This window comes from Variovorax sp. PAMC28562 (assembly GCF_014303735.1).
Classification (GTDB): Bacteria; Pseudomonadota; Gammaproteobacteria; order Burkholderiales; family Burkholderiaceae_C; genus Variovorax.
Genome location: NZ_CP060296.1, coordinates 729,669 through 745,314 on the forward strand (window position 1 = coordinate 729,669; position 15,646 = coordinate 745,314).

Consider the following 15,646-nt stretch of genomic DNA (forward strand, 5'->3'; position numbering starts at 1 on the left):
AGACCTCGATTCGCCGCCCATTCAGCGAACTTCTCCCCAAAATTCCGGCCTTCCGTACTGCTGCTTCAGAAAATCCAGCCAGAGCCGTACCCGCAGTGGCAGGTGGCGCGCATGCGGAAACAGCGCGTAGATGCCGTTGGCCGGCGCGGCGTACTCGTCGAGCAGCGGCACCAGCAGTCCGGCATCGATCTCCGCCTCGACCTCCCACGTGCTGCGCCAGGCGATGCCGTGTCCGGCCAGGCACCAGTCGTGCAGCACCTGCCCGTCGGAACAATCGAGCGGGCCGTGCGGCTTGAAATGGATCACCTCCAGCTTGCCGGCGGCATCGGGTGTGCGAAAGGCCCAGCCGCGGGTTTGCGACGCGTCGCTCGACAGCGTGAGGCAGGCGAAGCGCGACAGCTCGCTCGGGTGCCGTGGCGCACCATGCCGTTGGATGAAAGCCGGCGTGGCCACGCAACGACGGCGGTTGTCGGCCAGCCGCAAGCTGACCAAGGACGAGTCCGGCATGTCGCCCACGCGCACTGCGCAATCGAAGCCCTCGCCTGCCAGGTCGACCACGCGGTCGCTCAGATTCAGCGAGATCGTCACCTCGGGATGCAGCTCGTGAAAGCGCGGCACCAGAGGCGCGACATGTCGACGCCCGAAGCCAGCCGGCGCGGTCATGCGCAAGTGGCCGCTGGCCTTGACGCCGCCGGCGCTCACGCTGGCTTCGGCGTTGGCCATGTCGATCAACAGGCGCTGGCAGTCTTCCAGAAAAGCGCTGCCTTCGTGCGTCAGCGCGAGGCGCCGCGTGGTGCGCACCAGCAGCTTGACGCCGAGCCGCTCCTCGAGTGCGTCGAGCCGTCGGCCCATGATCGCCGGCGCCACGCCTTCCGCTTTGGCGGCCGCCGTGAGGCTGCCGCGCGTGGCGATCGAGACGAAGGATTCGAGTTGCTTCAGGCGGTCCATGGCGCCCGATTATTCATACCTGCCACACGAGCGCGGCCGGCCTGGCGAGCACTTCGCCAGCCACTTTGGGGTTGTCCTGCGATTCAGGCTCCGTAAGCGACCTTGTTGTGCCTGAGCGCGGCGATCTCTTCATCGCTGTACCCGACCTCTGTCAGCAACGCATCCGTGTGTTCGCCCAGCAGCGGTGGTTGGAGTCGGATGCCGGCACGTTTGCCGCCCATGGTGAAAGGCAGCAGCGGCGTCTTCGACATGCTGCCGTCGTTCATTCGAATGGGCGCGAGGCCGCCGGTGGCGTTCAGGTGTGGGTCGTCGAACAACGCCTCGGGACGCGTGATCGGCGCGAAGGGCAACTCGTTGGCTTCGAACACTGCGCTCAGCTCGGCGGCGCTGCGGTCGGCCAGGTGCAAACGGAGGATCGGCATCATCCATTCGCGCGCCATCACCCGGTCGTTGTTGGTTTTGAGGCGCGGGTCGGCCATCATTTCTTCGAGGCCGAAAGCCTTGCAGAAAATCGCCCACTGCTTGTCGCTGACCGCCGCGAGAAAGATCTGCTCGCCGTCTTTGACGGTAAAGACGTCGTACACCCCCCAGGCCGAAATGCGGCTCGGCATCGGGTCGGCCGCCTTGCCCGTCGCGGCGAACTGCATCATGTGCTGCCCGACCAGAAACACGTTGTTCTCGAACAGCGCCGATTGCACTTCGCAGCCGACGCCGGTGAGCTCGCGCTGGCGCAATGCAGCCATCGCCCCGATGGCGCCGAACATGCCGCCCATGATGTCGTTCACGCTGGTGCCCGCGCGCAGCGGGTCGCCGGAGCGGCCCGTCATGTAGGCCAGCCCGCCCATCATCTGCACCACTTCGTCGAGCGCGGTGCGGTGGTCGTACGGGCCGGGCAAAAAGCCTTTGTGGCTGACGTAGATCAGGCGCGGATTGAGCTTCTTCAACGTGTCGTAGTCGAGCCCCAATTTCTTCATGGTGCCGGGCTTGAAGTTCTCGCTGACGATGTCGACCGTTGCGATCAGGCGGAGCGCCGCCTCGACGCCGGCAGGCTGCTTCAGGTCGAGCGCGATGCTCTTCTTGTTGCGGTTGAAGTTGGGGAAGAATCCGGCTCCGGAGCCCAGCAGGCGGCGCGTGTTGTCGCCCTCGATCGGCTCGACCTTGATGACTTCGGCGCCCAGGTCGCCGAGCACCACGCCGCAGGTCGGCCCCATCACCATGTGGGTGAATTCGACGACGCGGATGCCTTCATAGGGCAGCGGTTGTTTCGGGTCGGACATCGTGGCTTCAGACATGCTCGACTTCGTTCACGAGGCCCTGCGTAAACCCTTGCACAAAGCCTTTCGGCAACCCCGCTTCCGGCGTCATGCCGTACAGCGGCTCGCCGGGCAGACCGGCCGTCAGCGGCACGCGCGCGGCGATGATTTTTTCGAGGTCGATGCCGGTACGCACGCCCTCTTCGTAAGCGGCCAGGCAATTGGCGAGGCCGAGGCCGCGCGTGTTGTGCATGTGCGCGGCGCCGGCCTTGGCGCCGAGCTCGGCACGCAGCCGCTTGAAGAGCCGATGGACCTGCGCCGGGTTGGCGTAGCCGACGGTGTCCGACAAGCCCGACTCGTCGGCACCGGCGGCGACGCATTGCACCGCCAGCCGGATGACGTCGTCTTCGGCCACATGGCCCTGGAGCGTGCAACCGAAAGCCGTGGAGATGCCGGCCTCGAGCAGCACATGCGGCGCGATCTCTCGCCGCAAATCGCCGACGGCGCGCACCTCTTCGACCATCTCGCCCGGCGTCTTGCGCACATTGGCAAGCGAGTGCGCCGGACTGGCCGATACCGGCCCGGCGGCGTAGAGCGCGTCGATCCAGCGCAGCTTGTCTGCCGTCGGCATGGTGGCGTTGACCGACTGCAGACCGTCGCGTGGGCCGACCTCGCTGATGAGCACGTCGTACGCCGTGCGGACGTCCGACTTTCGGTTGGATGCAGATTCCAAATTTGTCTCCTGGGCGAATCGATTCGCAGCGGCCATTGTTCTATCAGACGGACACCCCGGGCAGCTGCCGCCGCGCTCACCCCGCCGACGCATCCCCAAAACGTCGCCTTTGTTGCGCCTGTGCGCGAACCGGCGGCAAAACTTCATAGGCGGGATTGATTGCGCATGTTTTGGTCATCAATCAATCGCTCCGCCGCGTCTCAATGCAGAGCTCGGTATCTAATAAAGTAGCGGCATGCGCACGCCTTCCGCCGTTTTGTTCGATGCCTATGGCACTTTGTTCGACGTGCACAGCGTCGCCGCACTGGCCGAAAGCTTCTTTCCCGGTCAGGGACAGGTGCTCAGCGTGCTGTGGCGCGACAAGCAGATCGAGTACTCGCGCCTCGTGACGACGAGCAACGATGGCGCGCACTACCAACCGTTCAGCGAACTGACGCGCGCCGGATTGCGCTACGCCTGCCAGCGTCTGGCGCTCGACCTGACGGCCGAACGCGAGGCGGCACTGATGGCGCAATACCTGAGCCTCACCCCGTATCCCGAAGCGCGGGAAGTGCTGAATGCACTGCGCGCCCGCGGCGTTGTGACCGGCATCCTCTCGAACGGCGACCCCTCGATGCTCGCGCCGCTGGTGCACAACGGCGGCTTCAGCGGCCTGTTCGATCACGTCCTCAGCACCGATGCCGTGCGCAAGTTCAAGACGCATCCCGATGCCTACGCCTTGGGGCCGCAAGCGGCAGGATGCAAAGCGGCCGACATCGTCTTCGTCAGCAGCAACGGCTGGGACGCACTGGCCGCCACCTGGTATGGATTTCGCACGCTCTGGATCAATCGGCTCAGCCTGCCGCATGAAGCCATCGGACCGGCGCCCGAGCGCACCGGCAGCGGCCTGCGCGACGTGCTGGCTTTCTTCTGATTCCGATTTCGTCTTCGACTTTCATCTCTCATCTCACCCCTACTTTCCGGACAAGCCCCATGACTGAACGCACCACCGCCCACGGCCTCCAGGTCGCCACCGAGCTCTACCGCTTCGTCGATGAAAAAGTGCTGCCAGCCGCCGGTGTCGAAAGCGCCACGTTCTGGAAAGGCTTCGACGCCATCGTGGCCGACCTGGCGCCGAAGAACATCGCGCTGCTGGCCGAACGCGACCGCCTGCAGACCGAACTGGACATCTGGCACAAGGCGCACCCCGGGCCGATCGCCGACATGCCGGCCTATCGCGCATTTCTCGAAAAGATCGGCTATCTGCTGCCGCAACCGAAGGGCACGCAAGCGACCACGACCCACGTCGATGCAGAGCTCGCACTGCAGGCCGGCCCGCAGCTGGTGGTGCCCATCCTGAATGCACGCTATGCGCTCAACGCCGCCAACGCGCGCTGGGGTTCGCTGTACGACGCGCTCTATGGCACCGACGCGATCCCGGAGACGGATGGGGCCGACAAAGGAACGCGCTACAACCCGGTTCGCGGCGCCAAGGTGATCGGCTTTGCACGCGAGGTGCTGGACCAGGCGGCGCCACTCGACAACGGCTCGCACAAGATGGCGACGCGCTACACGGTGCAGGGCGGCCAGTTGCACATCGCACTGCAAAGCAGCAGCACCTTGCTGGCGGACCCGACCATTTTCGTCGGCTACCGTGGCACGCCAGAAGCACCGACCTCGATCCTGCTGAAGCACAACGGCATTCACATCGACATCGTCATCGATCCGACCACGGCGATCGGCAAGACCGATGCGGCCGGCGTGAGCGACGTGGTGATGGAGGCTGCGCTTTCCACCATCCTCGACCTCGAAGACTCGGTGGCGGTGGTCGATGCGGCCGACAAGGTGGTCGCCTATTCGAACTGGCTGGGCATCATGCAGGGCACGCTGACCGAAGAAGTCGCCAAGGGCGGCAAGACCTTCACCCGCGGCCTGAACCCGGACCGCGAATACACCGGCGCCGACGGCAAGCCGTTGAAGCTGCACGGCCGCTCGCTGATGTTCCTGCGCAATGTCGGGCACCTGATGACCAACCCGGCCGTGCTGTACGACGGCAAGAAGGAAATCCCGGAAGGCATCCTCGATGCCGTGGTGACGACGACCATCGCGACCATCGACCTGAAACGAAAGGGCAACTCGCGCACTGGCAGCATCTACATCGTGAAGCCGAAGATGCACGGTCCGGCGGAAGTGGCCTTCGCCAGCGAGCTGTTCGGCCGTGTCGAACAGCTGCTGGGCTTGCCAGCCAACACCGTCAAGCTCGGCATCATGGACGAGGAGCGCCGCACCAGCGTCAATCTGAAGGCCTGCATCGCCGAAGCCGCCGCACGCGTCGCCTTCATCAACACCGGTTTCCTCGACCGCACCGGCGACGAGATGCACACCGCCATGCAGGGCGGCGCCATGATCCGCAAGGGCGACATGAAATCGAGCGCATGGATAGGCGCTTATGAAAAGAACAACGTGCTGGTCGGTCTCTCGTGCGGACTGCGTGGCAAGGCGCAGATCGGCAAGGGCATGTGGGCCATGCCCGACCTGATGGCCGACATGCTCAAGCAGAAGATCGCGCACCCCAAGGCCGGCGCCAACACGGCGTGGGTGCCCTCACCCACTGCGGCCACGCTGCACGCACTGCACTACCACCAGGTCAGTGTGACGGCGGTGCAGATGGAGCTCGAAAAGATCGACACCGACGGCGAGCGTGACAACATCCTCAACGCACTGCTGCAAGTGCCCATCGCGACGCCGGCCACCAGGACCGACTGGAGCGCTGCAGAAAAGCAGCAGGAACTCGACAACAACGTGCAGGGCATCCTCGGCTACGTGGTGCGCTGGATCGACCAGGGCGTGGGTTGCTCCAAAGTGCCCGACATCCACAACGTCGGCCTGATGGAAGACCGCGCCACGCTGCGCATCAGCAGCCAGCACATCGCCAACTGGCTGCTGCACGGCGTAGTGACCAAGGCGCAAGTGAACGAGACCTTCGAGCGCATGGCCGCCGTGGTCGACAAACAGAATGCGGGTGACGGCATGTACCAGCCGATGGCCGGGCACTTCAAGACTTCGGCTGCGTACATGGCAGCGCAAGACCTGGTGTTCAAGGGGATCGAGCAGCCGAGCGGGTACACCGAACCGCTGCTGCATGCGTGGCGCTTGAAGGTGAAGGGCGAAGCCTGATACGGCTTCTGGCCTTCCTCGACAAAAGCGCCTTCGGGCGCTTTTTTTTCATGTTGGCGACTATCCGGTTTTGTCCTACGCATCCAAACAGAACCAAATTCCGTATCAGTCACAAGCGCTTGGCGCCCCCGAGCTGTTGGCGGTTTCCACAGAGCTTTTTCAAACCATCTAATTCTTCTGGAGCCTCCAATGAAAAAACTCATGATTGCAGTCGGCGTTTCGGTCTTTCTCAGCGCATGCGCGGGCGGTATGGGTATGAGCGGTAGTGGCATGTCGGGCAGCAGCGGCATGGCAGCCAATCCGATGGTCGGCGGTGCACCGATGTATGCCAACAAGGACATCGTCGACAACGCCGTCAACTCGAAGGACCACACCACGCTGGTCGCTGCAGTCAAGGCCGCAGGCTTGGTCGATACGCTGAAGAGCCCGGGCCCGTTCACCGTGTTCGCACCGACCAACGAAGCCTTCGCCGCGCTGCCGCCCGGCACGGTCGACACGCTGCTCAAGCCTGAGAACAAGCCGACATTGACCAAGGTGCTGACGTACCACGTGGTGCCCGGCAAGATGGATGCAGCCGCCTTGATGAGCGCAATCACCGCCGGTGGTGGCAAGGCAACGCTCAAGACCGCCAGCGGCGGCACGCTGACCGCGACGACGAGCGGCGGAAACGTCCTGATCACCGACGCCAAGGGCGGCACCGCGATGGTGACGATCGCCAACGTGTACCAGTCGAACGGCGTGATCCACGTGGTCAACAAGGTTCTGATCCCAGGCTGATCGCACGCGCTCTGTAAAACAACAGATGGCCCCTCGCGCGGGGCCATCTGCGAACGATAGTCAGCCTGCGTCGGCAATACGCAACGCAGGCTGACTATCATTCGTCACAAATGTTAACCGCCCAACCTCTGCGCCGGCTGCGAATCCTCCACATCGAGCCCTCTGCGGCCGACCATGCAAAGGCCCGAGCGGCTCTCGAGCTGAACGGTTCCGACTACGCCATCGAGCGCATCGAAACGCTGGCCGAGTTGAGCGACCGGCTGGAGCGGCAGGTTTGCGATGTCGTCGTCGCGGCTTATTACGCGAATGGCTTCACCGCCATGGACGCCTGGGACATCGTGCTCGGATCATCGCGTGTGCAGCCACCCTTCATCGTGCTGTCAAATTCGGCCAGCGAGTCCGATGCCATCGACGCGATCCGCCGCGGCGTCAGCGACTTCGTTCGCAAGAGCGCGCTGCCCGACCTGCCCCGCGCCATCGTGCGGGCGATCGGCGCCAACCAGATGCGCACCGTCAAGGAAGACTCCCATGCAGAACTCGCCGGTTCCATGCGGCGCTCGTCCGAGCTCAACGAATACCTGCAGGCCTGCCTGGAAGAAGAGCGCCAGTCGATCGCGCGCGAGGTGCACGACGACATTGGCGGGTCGCTGGCGGCAGTCAAGTTCGACCTGGCGTGGATCGGTCGCCGCGCCAAAGATCCGGCGATCGTCGAGCATGTGAACGGCGCGATCGAAACGCTGCAGCACGCCATCGACGCCAGCCAGCGCATCGTCCAAGACCTGCGGCCGCCCATCCTCGACCAGGGCATCGTGGCGGCGGTCGACTGGCTCGCCACTGCCTTCGAGCGGCGCACCGGCGTGAAGACATCCTTCACCGCGACGCACGAAACCATCGATGCGTCCGATGCCGTCAAGCTGGTGGCCTACCGCACCGCGCAAGAGGCGCTGACCAACATCGCCAAGCACGCCGAGTGCAGCGAAGTGCACATCGATTTGTCGGACGGCGAGAACGTGCTCACCCTTGAAGTCACCGACAACGGCCGTGGCCTGACGCGCGCCGAACTCGACAAGCCCAAGACCTTCGGACTCAAAGGCCTCGGCGAACGCGCCCGCACCGTCGACGGCTGGCTCGACATCAGCAACCAGGGCGGCGTCGGCACATCAATCATTTTGTCGGTGCCGCTGGAACGGGCAGAAACATGATCCATGTGGTGTTGTGCGACGACCATGCCGTCGTGCGCAGAGGTATCAGGGACACGCTATCGGAAGCGGTCGATATCAAGGTGACGGGCGAGGCGGGCGGCTATGCCGAACTGCGCGAGCTTCTTCGATCCACGGTGTGCGACGTGCTATTGCTCGATCTCAGCATGCCCGGCCGCGGTGGGCTCGAAGTGCTGACCGGCCTGACCGAAACCGACTCACCGATCAAGGTGCTGGTGGTGTCGATGTTCCCGGCCGACCAGTACGCGATCCGTTGTCTGCGCGCTGGCGCCAAGGGCTATGTGAGCAAGGCCGGCGACCCCGACGAGTTGATCTCGGCGACGCGCACTGTCGCGCAAGGCCGCAAGTACGTCACCGCTGAAGTCGCACAGATGCTGGCCGACTCGGTGGCTCGGCCGGCACTCGAAGCGGCACATGCTGCACTGTCGGAACGCGAGCTGCAGACCCTCATCAAGATCGCATCGGGCCAGCGACTTTCGGACATCGCGGAAGAGCTGATGCTGAGTCCCAAGACGGTGAGCGTGTACCGCACGCGGGTGATGGAAAAGCTCGGGTTGCCGACGAATGCGGCGTTGACGGTCTATGCGATTCGGAACAATTTGATTTAGGCGACCGGCTTGGCCCCAACCGGCACTGCATGCAGCCGGATACCAAGGGCTCCGACGACGCGAAGAATGGTCGCGAACTCGGGATTTCCAGAAGGCGAGAGCGCCTTATACAGACTCTCTCTCCCGAGGCCAGTTTCGCGAGCGAGCTGTGACATGCCTTTGGAACGCGCGATGTCGCCCAACGCTGCGGCAACGAGCGATGCATCGCCTTCTTCAAGCGCCGCTTCAAGATAGGCCGCCATCTCTTCATCGGTCTGAAGATGTTCGGCGGGATCCCATATACGAGTCGTCTTGGTCATATTTGCTCCGCGTAATGACGCGCCAGTTGCTTGGCTTTCTTGATGTCACGTGCTTGCGTGGACTTGTCACCGCCAACCAGCAGTAAGACATAGTGACCCCGATGCTGCACGAGGTAGACCCTGTAGCCCGGGCCATAGTCGATCTTCAGCTCTGAAACACCTTCTCCAACAGGTTCGACAGATCCCAGGTTTCCGAGCGACAGGCGTCGAATTCGAATGTCCACACGAGCACGTGACGTTCGATCTTTCAGCGACGCGAACCACTTTTCGTATTCAGGTGTTTGGCGAACTTCGATCAAGCGCAAACTGTATCACATGAGATACAAAAGAATGGCCTCGGGGAGCACCCTACATCCGCGCCATCATCTGCTCCATCAGCATCAACAACGGCTGCTCCATCATCGGCAGCGTCAACGTGATGCCGACCAGCCCGGCCACCAGCGTCACCGGAAAGCCGATCGCGTAGATGTTCATCTGCGGCGCGACGCGTGAAATGACGCCGAGCACGAGGTTGGTGAAGAGCAGCAAGCCGATCATCGGCAGCGCGATCCAGAGCGCGCTCGCGAACAGCTCGGTGCCCAGCTCGTGAATGCGCATGCGGCCCATCGCCTGCATGAAGCTGCCGCCAATCGGGAAGGCGTCGAAGCTCTTCATCACCGCCATGACGATGGTGAGATGGCCGTTGATTGCGATGAACAGCAGTGTGGCGATGTTGCCGAGGAAGCTCGACACCGCACTGGTCTGCGCGTTGCTCATCGGATTGAAGAACGACGCGAAGTTCAGGCCCATCTGCAGGCCGACCAACTCGCCCGCCAATTCGACCGCGGTGAATACCAGCCGCACGGTAAAGCCGATCGCCATGCCGATGCCGACCTGCTGGATCAGCGTGCCGAGCATCGCGACGCTGTCGAGCGCGACCATCGGCTGGCCTTGCAAGGTGGGCTGCGCGCACAGCGCGATCAGGAAGGCGAGGCCGATGCGCGCGCGAATGGGAATGGCGCGCGTAGAGAAGAGCGGCGCGGTAGTGAAGAGCCCGAGCACGCGCAGGAACGGCCAGAGCACCGGCGTGATCCAGCCCATGAGCTGGGCTTCGGTGAAGGTCAACACCCTACAAGACCATCTGCGGAATCGATTCGATCGTGCGGCGGATGTAGTCGACCAGCGTGTTGAGCATCCACGGGCCGGCGATGGCGAACACGGCCACGGCGGCGATCAGCTTGGGCACGAAAGCCAGCGTGGCTTCATGAATCTGCGTGATCGCCTGGAAGATGCTGACCAGCAAACCGACGGCCAGCACCGCGAGCAGCACGGGCAGCGATACGGTGAGCAGCAGGACCAGTGCTTCCTGGCCGATGGTCAATGCGGTTTGTGCGTTCATGGGGGCTCTGCCTCTATCTTCGCTACTGCACGAAGCTGGCGGCCAGCGAACCGATCAGCAGGTTCCATCCATCGGCCAGCACGAACAGCATGAGCTTGAACGGCAAGGCGACGAGCACCGGCGACAACATCATCATGCCGAGCGACATCAGGATGCTCGAAACCACGATGTCGATGACCAGAAAAGGAATGAAGATCATGAAGCCGATCTGGAAGGCCGACTTCAACTCGCTCGTGGCGAAGGCCGGGATCAGCACGCGGATCGGCGCGGTCTCGGCAGTCACGTCGGCGGGCAACTTGGCAAGCCGCGCGAACAGCGCGAAGTCCGACTGCCGCGTCTGCTTGAGCATGAACTCACGCATCGGCGCTTCTGCCTTGCCGAGAGCCGCCTCGAACTGCAGCGTGTTGTTGGTGTACGGCACATAGGCTTCGCTGTAGACCCGGTCGATGGTCGGACCCATCACGAAGAAAGTCAAAAAGAGCGAGAGCCCGACCACCACCTGGTTGGGCGGTGCCGACTGCGTGCCGAGCGCCTGCCGCAAGAGCGACAGCACGATCACGATGCGGGTGAAGCCGGTCATCATCAACAAGATGGCGGGCAGGAAAGAGAGAGCGGTGAAGAACAGCAGCGTCTGCACCGGCACCGAGTAACTCGTGCCACCGGCACCCGTGCCGATGACCAGCGGCAACTGACCACCCTGCCCCGTCGCTTGCGCAAAGACCGAGGGCGCAACGGCACTCAGGCCGAGTGCGACCAGTGCGCCGATCCATGCAGGGCGACGCTTGCTCCGGGCGTCAGACATCGATGGCGTCCTGCGTTGCGTGAACCGGATTGGCCGGCAGCACATGCAGGCAATTGATCGACTGCCCCGTCACGCCCAGTACGAGCCAGGTGCGCGCACCTTGAGGTCCGACTTCGAGCGTGACCACGCGTTGCTGCGGCCCGACCACGACGGTCGACAGCAGCTTCGACGCCTCGCCATCGACCATGCCGGAAGCGCCGTGCCGCCGCGCCTGCAGACGACGCAGCAGGTAGGGCGCGCAGGCGAGCAGTGCCAGGAACAGCACGACGGTGAAAAGGCTTTGTGCCATCGACTCGATCCGTTGCTTTTTTTCAGGCGCGATGCACGCGACGGAGCCGTTCGGCCGGCGTCACCACATCGGTCAGGCGGATGCCGAACTTGTTGTTGACCACCACGACTTCGCCTTGCGCGACCAGGTAGCCGTTGACCAGCACGTCCATCGGATCACCGGCCATGGCATCGAGCTCGACGATGGAGCCTTGCGCCAGTTGCAGCACCTGCTTGATCGGCACTTTCTTCCGGCCGAGCTCGACCGACAACTGCACCGGGATGTCGAGCACGCGCTGGATGTCGTTGAGCGGCGCACTGCTCGCGGCGCTGCTCATGCCTTCGGGGCGGGCCTCGAGTGCTTCGGCCCAGTCGGCACCGGAAGCGGAGGGAGAGATGGTCTGTTCTTCAATGGACATGAGAGCCTCCGAGCCAGTGCGCGCTGTCGCTTCGCACACATTCGTCGATGCGCAAGGCGTAGCGCGCGTTGTGGGTGCCGTAATGGCAGGCGAAAACAGGGGTTCCGTCGACCGCTGCGACGATGCGCGAGGCGCGTTCGAGCGGAATGAAATCACCGGGCTTCATCGCGAGCAACTGGCCCACGGTGAGTTCGGGTTGGGCCAGTTCGGCCGTGAGCGTGACCTCCGCCGCCTGGATCTCGCGCGTCAGCTGCGTGACCCAGCGTCGGTCTTCTGCGATGGCGTCGGCCTGCTGTGCGCCGTAGAGCATGTCGCGCACCGGGTCGAGCACCGCCCACGGTTTGCAGATGCGAATCGCGCCCTTCAGTTCACCAAAGGTGATCTGCAAGGTGGTCACCAGCACCAGGTCGGCCGGTGCCGCGACATTGACGAAGCGGGGGTGCGTTTCCGAGCGCTGAAATTCGAGCTCGAGCGGATAGACGCCCTTCCAGGCCTTGGCGTATTCGGTGCAAACCAGGGTGAGCAGTCGCTGGATCACGCGCTGTTCCGTCGGCGAAAAATCGCGGCCGTCGAACGGCGCCTGCAACGTGCCGGCGCCACCGTACAACGCATCGACCAGGGCGGAGATCAAGGTGGATTCGCAGACGACCAATCCGCTTCCGCGCAACGGGCGCAATGCCACCACGCTGAAGTGCACCGGGGCCGGCAGCACTTCGAGGAACTCGGAGAAGCGCTGCACCACCGTCGGCTCGACCGTGATCTCCGGGCTGCGCCGCGCGAACTGAAAGATGCCGGCGCGCAAATAGCGTTGCATGCGCTCGTTGACGATGTCCAACGTCGGCATCGGCCGGCGCACCATGCGCTCCTGCGCTGCCATGTCGTATTCGCGGACGATGGCATCGGCCATGCGCTCGACGGTGTCGTCGGGCGCTGCATCTGCCGCGTCTTTCGCAGCATCGGTCGCAGTGTCGAAAATGTTGTCCATCGGAAGGCGTGTGCAGTCGAATCGAGTTGTCGGCAGCGAGATGGGCCGTTACTGGACGATGAAGCTGGAAAACAGCACGCCCTTGATCGGGCTCGGCTCGGCCTTGCGCTTTTTCTTCGCCTTGAGCGGCGCTTCGTCGTCATCTGACTCGGCCACCACCTTGGATTTTTTGACCGGCGCTTCGACTTCATAGCCCAGCGTGCGCGACAACTCGGCCACGATGTCGGTGGCGAGCTTTTCCTTGCCATCGCGCTTCAACAGTTCTTCCGAGGTGCGCTGCGACACCAGCATCAGCACGCTGCTGCGAATCGCGGGGAGGTAGGTCTTGATCTTGTCGCCGACCTTTTCGTTTTCGAGGTCGAGCGTCACGCCGATCTGCGCAAAGCGTTCGCCGCCCGGGTCGGCCAGGTTGACCACCATGTTTTCCAGCGCGAGATAGGTCGGCGCCGCGGCGTGCTCGGACGCGTGCGCAGCCGGCTCTTCGTCGGCGGCCGCGTGGTTCTTCTTGTTCATGTAGAACCAGCCGCCGGCACCGCCACCGGCCAGCACGAGCGCCGCCACGATGATGAGCAGCATCGACTTTCCCTTGCGCTTGGGCGCATCGGGGGCCGGAATGGCGGCAGCGGTAGCGGCAGGGGCGGACACGGGAGTTTCCTTCGATTCGTCGGCAGAACGACCCATCGCGCCACGCGCAGCAGGGTCTGCCTGGAACCGATTATTCGGCGCGACCCCCTCGCGCCAAGCCCGGAAAAAAGGGGGGAAAGCCGCGCTTTAAGGGCGCTTGCCCCGGCCCGCTGCCCGTAGAGGGCAGAGCAGGCTAGACGTAGAGGTCGAGCGCGCGTTCGCTCACTGTGCGCGGCCGTGGGGCTGTCGTCATCGAGGTGTCGATGGTCGAAGTCGCGGTGCCGCTGCCGCTGCTTTCAGCGCGCCAGGCCCGCTGCGCATCGCGCGCAGCTTCCTGCTCGGCGCCGCTGCCCGACTGGCCGACCGACGAGCCCGAAAGCATCAGCCCCTCGTTGCCCAGCATCTCCTTCAACTGCGGCATCGCGGCGTTCAGCCACTGCCGTGCCTCGGGGTGGTCGCTGCGAAACGCGACCTGCGCCTCGTTGCCCTGAACCTGCACGCTGACCGAGACCGGCTGGCCGCCCGGCAGATCGAGCTTGAGTTCGGCGCCCTGGCTGCGGTGCGCCATCCACCAACTCACCTGATCGACCATGCGCTCAATGAACTCGGCGCTGCCAGCGCCTGCGTTGGCCGCTGCCGCTGCGGCATCGGTCGTCGCAGTCGATGACGATGCACTGCCGGTGGCGTCGAAGCCCACTGACACGGCGCTGGCCGCGGGGGTCGATGCGTCGCCAGGACGCTCGATGCGACGCCAGGGCGACGCACCCTCGCCCGGAATGCTGGCGGCTGCCGCCTGCGCAAGCGCGACGGTTTCGGCCGCTGGCGTCGCGGTGGCGGACACCGCGACACGACTGGCAGCAGCAGCGTCGGTCGACGCCGCTGCTGCGGCAGTCGCTGCCGTCGAGTTGGGGATGCGCGGCGTCGACGCGTCCTGTGTCGTTGCAGTGCGCGAGAGGTCTTTGACACCGTCTTTCTTGCCGCCGGTGCGATCGAGCAAGGCGACACCGAGCGCGGCCGAATGCGAGTCGACCGTGCCCGTGTCCTTGACGGTTCCGACGTTCTTGACGGTTCCGGTGGAATTCACGGTTTCGGGCAGTGCGACGGCCTTTGCAACTGCGCTCCTGCCATCACCCGTCAGGCCGGCGACCGTACTGTCGGGCAGCGTCGTTGCGCCGCCCCGGCCCGGCGCGCTCGACAAGCCGTTGCCCGCTTGCTGGGCCAGGGCCATTGCAGCCGAGCCGGCATCGAGCGCCGACGATGCGCTCACGGCGTTCAGATTGCTTTGCGCCAGCAGCAGTGCCGACGCATCGGCGGCCGGCGTCGGCGCGGTCGGTGCCGCGTTGTCAACTGCATTGGTTGCCGCGTTGCCGACCGCATCAGCCGACGCAGTTGAGGCAGCTGAAGCAGCATCACGCCGATCGGCTTTATCGCGATCGGCGGCTGCAGATGCGGCGTCGGACGGAGATGCAGTGTCGGCAGTGGCGCCCTGCTCTCCGCTGCGGTCCGCGCCACCGTTCGATTGCGCTGGCCTCGACGCTGCCATCGCGTCCGCGCTCGGCTCCCGATCGGCCGAAGCCAGCGCCGCCGCAAAGCTGCTCACGCCGTCCGCCTTGTCGTTCGAACCCGATCGTCCTCGCGCTGCGCCGGACGCCGCCGGCACCTCGTTGCTGCGTGCAATTTCGATCGCCATCAAAGACCTCCCATGACGCCGCCGGCAAGGCGACGGTATTGCAATGCCGCCTGCTCGTCCGACACCTTCTGCTCGCGACGATCGGTCAAGCGACGTTGTTCAGCTTCGCGCTTGGCATGCAGCTGCACCAGACTTTCGCGGCGCGTTTCTGCCACGCGCATGCGGTCGGCCATCAGCGCGACCTGGTTCACCTGTTGCGTCACCGCGCTCTTCTGCAAGCCGATGGCGTGCGTCAGGCGCTCCATGAACTGGTAGTGATGCGCCATGATTTCCGGCGTCACCCGCGCGGACTGCACCTGCCATCGCGTCATCGTTTCCTGCGCGTAGGTTTCGAGCTGATCGAGCTGCACCTGCGTCGCGAGCCATCCCTGGCGCGCTTGCGCCAGGCGCTGCGCCGCGGCATCACGTTCGCTCGTGGCCAGAGACACGGCGGTCTGCAAGGCACTCAGGTTCGACATGGTTGGGCTTTCTGAATCTTGAAGGTGAT

19 protein-coding genes are annotated in these 15,646 nt (G+C 64.3%); 5 read left to right on the forward strand and 14 right to left on the reverse strand.

Features of this window, described 5'->3' with window-relative positions; genetic code table 11:
- Positions 1 to 21: 21 nt before the first annotated feature.
- The 3 genes from H7F36_RS03535 to H7F36_RS03545 all read right to left on the reverse strand — a co-directional run bounded on the left by H7F36_RS03535 (position 22) and on the right by H7F36_RS03545 (position 2,934).
- Entirely contained in the window at positions 22 to 948 is a 927-nt protein-coding gene (locus tag H7F36_RS03535) for a LysR family transcriptional regulator (protein WP_187053372.1), read from the reverse strand.
- Between the two features lie 83 nt (positions 949 to 1,031).
- A complete protein-coding gene (locus tag H7F36_RS03540; RefSeq protein ID WP_187053373.1) occupies positions 1,032 to 2,240 on the reverse strand; it encodes a CaiB/BaiF CoA transferase family protein in 1,209 nt (402 codons plus the stop codon).
- On the reverse strand, positions 2,233 to 2,934 hold the full coding sequence (locus tag H7F36_RS03545) for a hypothetical protein (RefSeq protein WP_261802486.1): 702 nt from the start codon (positions 2,932 to 2,934) through the stop codon (positions 2,233 to 2,235). The genes H7F36_RS03540 and H7F36_RS03545 overlap by 8 nt, the downstream gene beginning before the upstream one ends.
- Before the next feature lie 235 nt (positions 2,935 to 3,169).
- Between H7F36_RS03545 and H7F36_RS03550 the strand changes: the two genes are divergently transcribed.
- The 5 genes from H7F36_RS03550 to H7F36_RS03570 all read left to right on the forward strand — a co-directional run bounded on the left by H7F36_RS03550 (position 3,170) and on the right by H7F36_RS03570 (position 8,695).
- Positions 3,170 to 3,847 (forward strand): haloacid dehalogenase type II, encoded by a 678-nt coding sequence (locus H7F36_RS03550; RefSeq protein ID WP_187053375.1) that lies wholly within the window; start codon positions 3,170 to 3,172, stop codon positions 3,845 to 3,847.
- A gap of 59 nt (positions 3,848 to 3,906) precedes the next feature.
- Entirely contained in the window at positions 3,907 to 6,090 is a 2,184-nt protein-coding gene (locus H7F36_RS03555) for a malate synthase G (RefSeq protein WP_187053376.1), read from the forward strand.
- 189 nt (positions 6,091 to 6,279) lie between these two features.
- Positions 6,280 to 6,867: a fasciclin domain-containing protein gene (locus tag H7F36_RS03560; protein ID WP_187053377.1), complete on the forward strand. Its 588-nt coding sequence runs from the start codon at positions 6,280 to 6,282 to the stop codon at positions 6,865 to 6,867.
- A 110-nt stretch (positions 6,868 to 6,977) separates the two neighbouring features.
- Complete coding sequence (locus H7F36_RS03565) at positions 6,978 to 8,069, forward strand: histidine kinase (RefSeq protein WP_187053378.1); 1,092 nt, start codon at positions 6,978 to 6,980, stop codon at positions 8,067 to 8,069.
- Positions 8,066 to 8,695, forward strand: a complete 630-nt coding sequence (locus H7F36_RS03570; protein ID WP_187053379.1) for a response regulator transcription factor — start codon at positions 8,066 to 8,068, stop codon at positions 8,693 to 8,695. The genes H7F36_RS03565 and H7F36_RS03570 overlap by 4 nt, the downstream gene beginning before the upstream one ends.
- On the opposite strand, the gene H7F36_RS03575 is transcribed toward H7F36_RS03570, so the two are convergent.
- The 11 genes from H7F36_RS03575 to H7F36_RS03625 all read right to left on the reverse strand — a co-directional run bounded on the left by H7F36_RS03575 (position 8,692) and on the right by H7F36_RS03625 (position 15,617).
- Positions 8,692 to 8,994: an addiction module antidote protein gene (locus H7F36_RS03575; RefSeq protein ID WP_187053380.1), complete on the reverse strand. Its 303-nt coding sequence runs from the start codon at positions 8,992 to 8,994 to the stop codon at positions 8,692 to 8,694. The two genes, H7F36_RS03570 and H7F36_RS03575, sit on opposite strands and share 4 nt — an antisense overlap.
- On the reverse strand, positions 8,991 to 9,293 hold the full coding sequence (locus H7F36_RS03580) for a type II toxin-antitoxin system RelE/ParE family toxin (protein ID WP_187053381.1): 303 nt from the start codon (positions 9,291 to 9,293) through the stop codon (positions 8,991 to 8,993). The genes H7F36_RS03575 and H7F36_RS03580 overlap by 4 nt, the downstream gene beginning before the upstream one ends.
- A 49-nt stretch (positions 9,294 to 9,342) precedes the next feature.
- Positions 9,343 to 10,101 (reverse strand): flagellar biosynthetic protein FliR, encoded by a 759-nt coding sequence (gene fliR / locus H7F36_RS03585; protein ID WP_187053382.1) that lies wholly within the window; start codon positions 10,099 to 10,101, stop codon positions 9,343 to 9,345.
- A 1-nt stretch (position 10,102) separates the two neighbouring features.
- Positions 10,103 to 10,372, reverse strand: a complete 270-nt coding sequence (gene fliQ / locus H7F36_RS03590; protein WP_187053383.1) for a flagellar biosynthesis protein FliQ — start codon at positions 10,370 to 10,372, stop codon at positions 10,103 to 10,105.
- 22 nt (positions 10,373 to 10,394) lie between these two features.
- Positions 10,395 to 11,174, reverse strand: coding sequence for a flagellar type III secretion system pore protein FliP (gene fliP, locus H7F36_RS03595; protein WP_187053384.1), 780 nt, complete (start codon positions 11,172 to 11,174; stop codon positions 10,395 to 10,397).
- Positions 11,167 to 11,463, reverse strand: coding sequence for a FliO/MopB family protein (locus H7F36_RS03600; RefSeq protein WP_187053385.1), 297 nt, complete (start codon positions 11,461 to 11,463; stop codon positions 11,167 to 11,169). Before H7F36_RS03600 ends, fliP begins: the two co-directional genes overlap by 8 nt.
- 22 nt (positions 11,464 to 11,485) lie before the next feature.
- Entirely contained in the window at positions 11,486 to 11,860 is a 375-nt protein-coding gene (fliN, locus tag H7F36_RS03605; protein WP_187053386.1) for a flagellar motor switch protein FliN, read from the reverse strand.
- Positions 11,850 to 12,845 carry a flagellar motor switch protein FliM gene (fliM, locus tag H7F36_RS03610; protein ID WP_187053387.1) on the reverse strand — a complete coding sequence of 332 codons (996 nt, stop codon included), beginning with the start codon at positions 12,843 to 12,845 and terminating at the stop codon, positions 11,850 to 11,852. The genes fliN and fliM overlap by 11 nt, the downstream gene beginning before the upstream one ends.
- Positions 12,846 to 12,893: 48 nt before the next feature.
- Positions 12,894 to 13,490 (reverse strand): flagellar basal body-associated protein FliL, encoded by a 597-nt coding sequence (gene fliL / locus H7F36_RS03615; protein WP_315971442.1) that lies wholly within the window; start codon positions 13,488 to 13,490, stop codon positions 12,894 to 12,896.
- Positions 13,491 to 13,662: 172 nt separating this feature from the next.
- Positions 13,663 to 15,159 (reverse strand): flagellar hook-length control protein FliK, encoded by a 1,497-nt coding sequence (locus H7F36_RS03620; protein WP_187053388.1) that lies wholly within the window; start codon positions 15,157 to 15,159, stop codon positions 13,663 to 13,665.
- Entirely contained in the window at positions 15,159 to 15,617 is a 459-nt protein-coding gene (locus H7F36_RS03625; protein WP_187053389.1) for a flagellar export protein FliJ, read from the reverse strand. Before H7F36_RS03625 ends, H7F36_RS03620 begins: the two co-directional genes overlap by 1 nt.
- Positions 15,618 to 15,646 lie beyond the last annotated feature (29 nt).

What these genes read in the sequence shown, in the direction of transcription:
- fliN (WP_187053386.1), bottom strand. Translation starts at nt 11,860, where the DNA reads ATGTCCATTGAAGAACAGACCATCTCTCCCTCCGCTTCCGGTGCCGAC.
- H7F36_RS03625 (WP_187053389.1), bottom strand. Translation starts at nt 15,617, where the DNA reads ATGTCGAACCTGAGTGCCTTGCAGACCGCCGTGTCTCTGGCCACGAGC.
- H7F36_RS03600 (WP_187053385.1), bottom strand. Translation starts at nt 11,463, where the DNA reads ATGGCACAAAGCCTTTTCACCGTCGTGCTGTTCCTGGCACTGCTCGCC.
- H7F36_RS03540 (WP_187053373.1), bottom strand. Translation starts at nt 2,240, where the DNA reads ATGTCTGAAGCCACGATGTCCGACCCGAAACAACCGCTGCCCTATGAA.
- fliP (WP_187053384.1), bottom strand. Translation starts at nt 11,174, where the DNA reads ATGTCTGACGCCCGGAGCAAGCGTCGCCCTGCATGGATCGGCGCACTG.
- H7F36_RS03550 (WP_187053375.1), top strand. Translation starts at nt 3,170, where the DNA reads ATGCGCACGCCTTCCGCCGTTTTGTTCGATGCCTATGGCACTTTGTTC.
- H7F36_RS03560 (WP_187053377.1), top strand. Translation starts at nt 6,280, where the DNA reads ATGAAAAAACTCATGATTGCAGTCGGCGTTTCGGTCTTTCTCAGCGCA.
- H7F36_RS03565 (WP_187053378.1), top strand. Translation starts at nt 6,978, where the DNA reads ATGTTAACCGCCCAACCTCTGCGCCGGCTGCGAATCCTCCACATCGAG.
- H7F36_RS03535 (WP_187053372.1), bottom strand. Translation starts at nt 948, where the DNA reads ATGGACCGCCTGAAGCAACTCGAATCCTTCGTCTCGATCGCCACGCGC.
- H7F36_RS03620 (WP_187053388.1), bottom strand. Translation starts at nt 15,159, where the DNA reads ATGGCGATCGAAATTGCACGCAGCAACGAGGTGCCGGCGGCGTCCGGC.
- H7F36_RS03575 (WP_187053380.1), bottom strand. Translation starts at nt 8,994, where the DNA reads ATGACCAAGACGACTCGTATATGGGATCCCGCCGAACATCTTCAGACC.
- fliQ (WP_187053383.1), bottom strand. Translation starts at nt 10,372, where the DNA reads ATGAACGCACAAACCGCATTGACCATCGGCCAGGAAGCACTGGTCCTG.
- H7F36_RS03555 (WP_187053376.1), top strand. Translation starts at nt 3,907, where the DNA reads ATGACTGAACGCACCACCGCCCACGGCCTCCAGGTCGCCACCGAGCTC.
- H7F36_RS03570 (WP_187053379.1), top strand. Translation starts at nt 8,066, where the DNA reads ATGATCCATGTGGTGTTGTGCGACGACCATGCCGTCGTGCGCAGAGGT.
- fliM (WP_187053387.1), bottom strand. Translation starts at nt 12,845, where the DNA reads ATGGACAACATTTTCGACACTGCGACCGATGCTGCGAAAGACGCGGCA.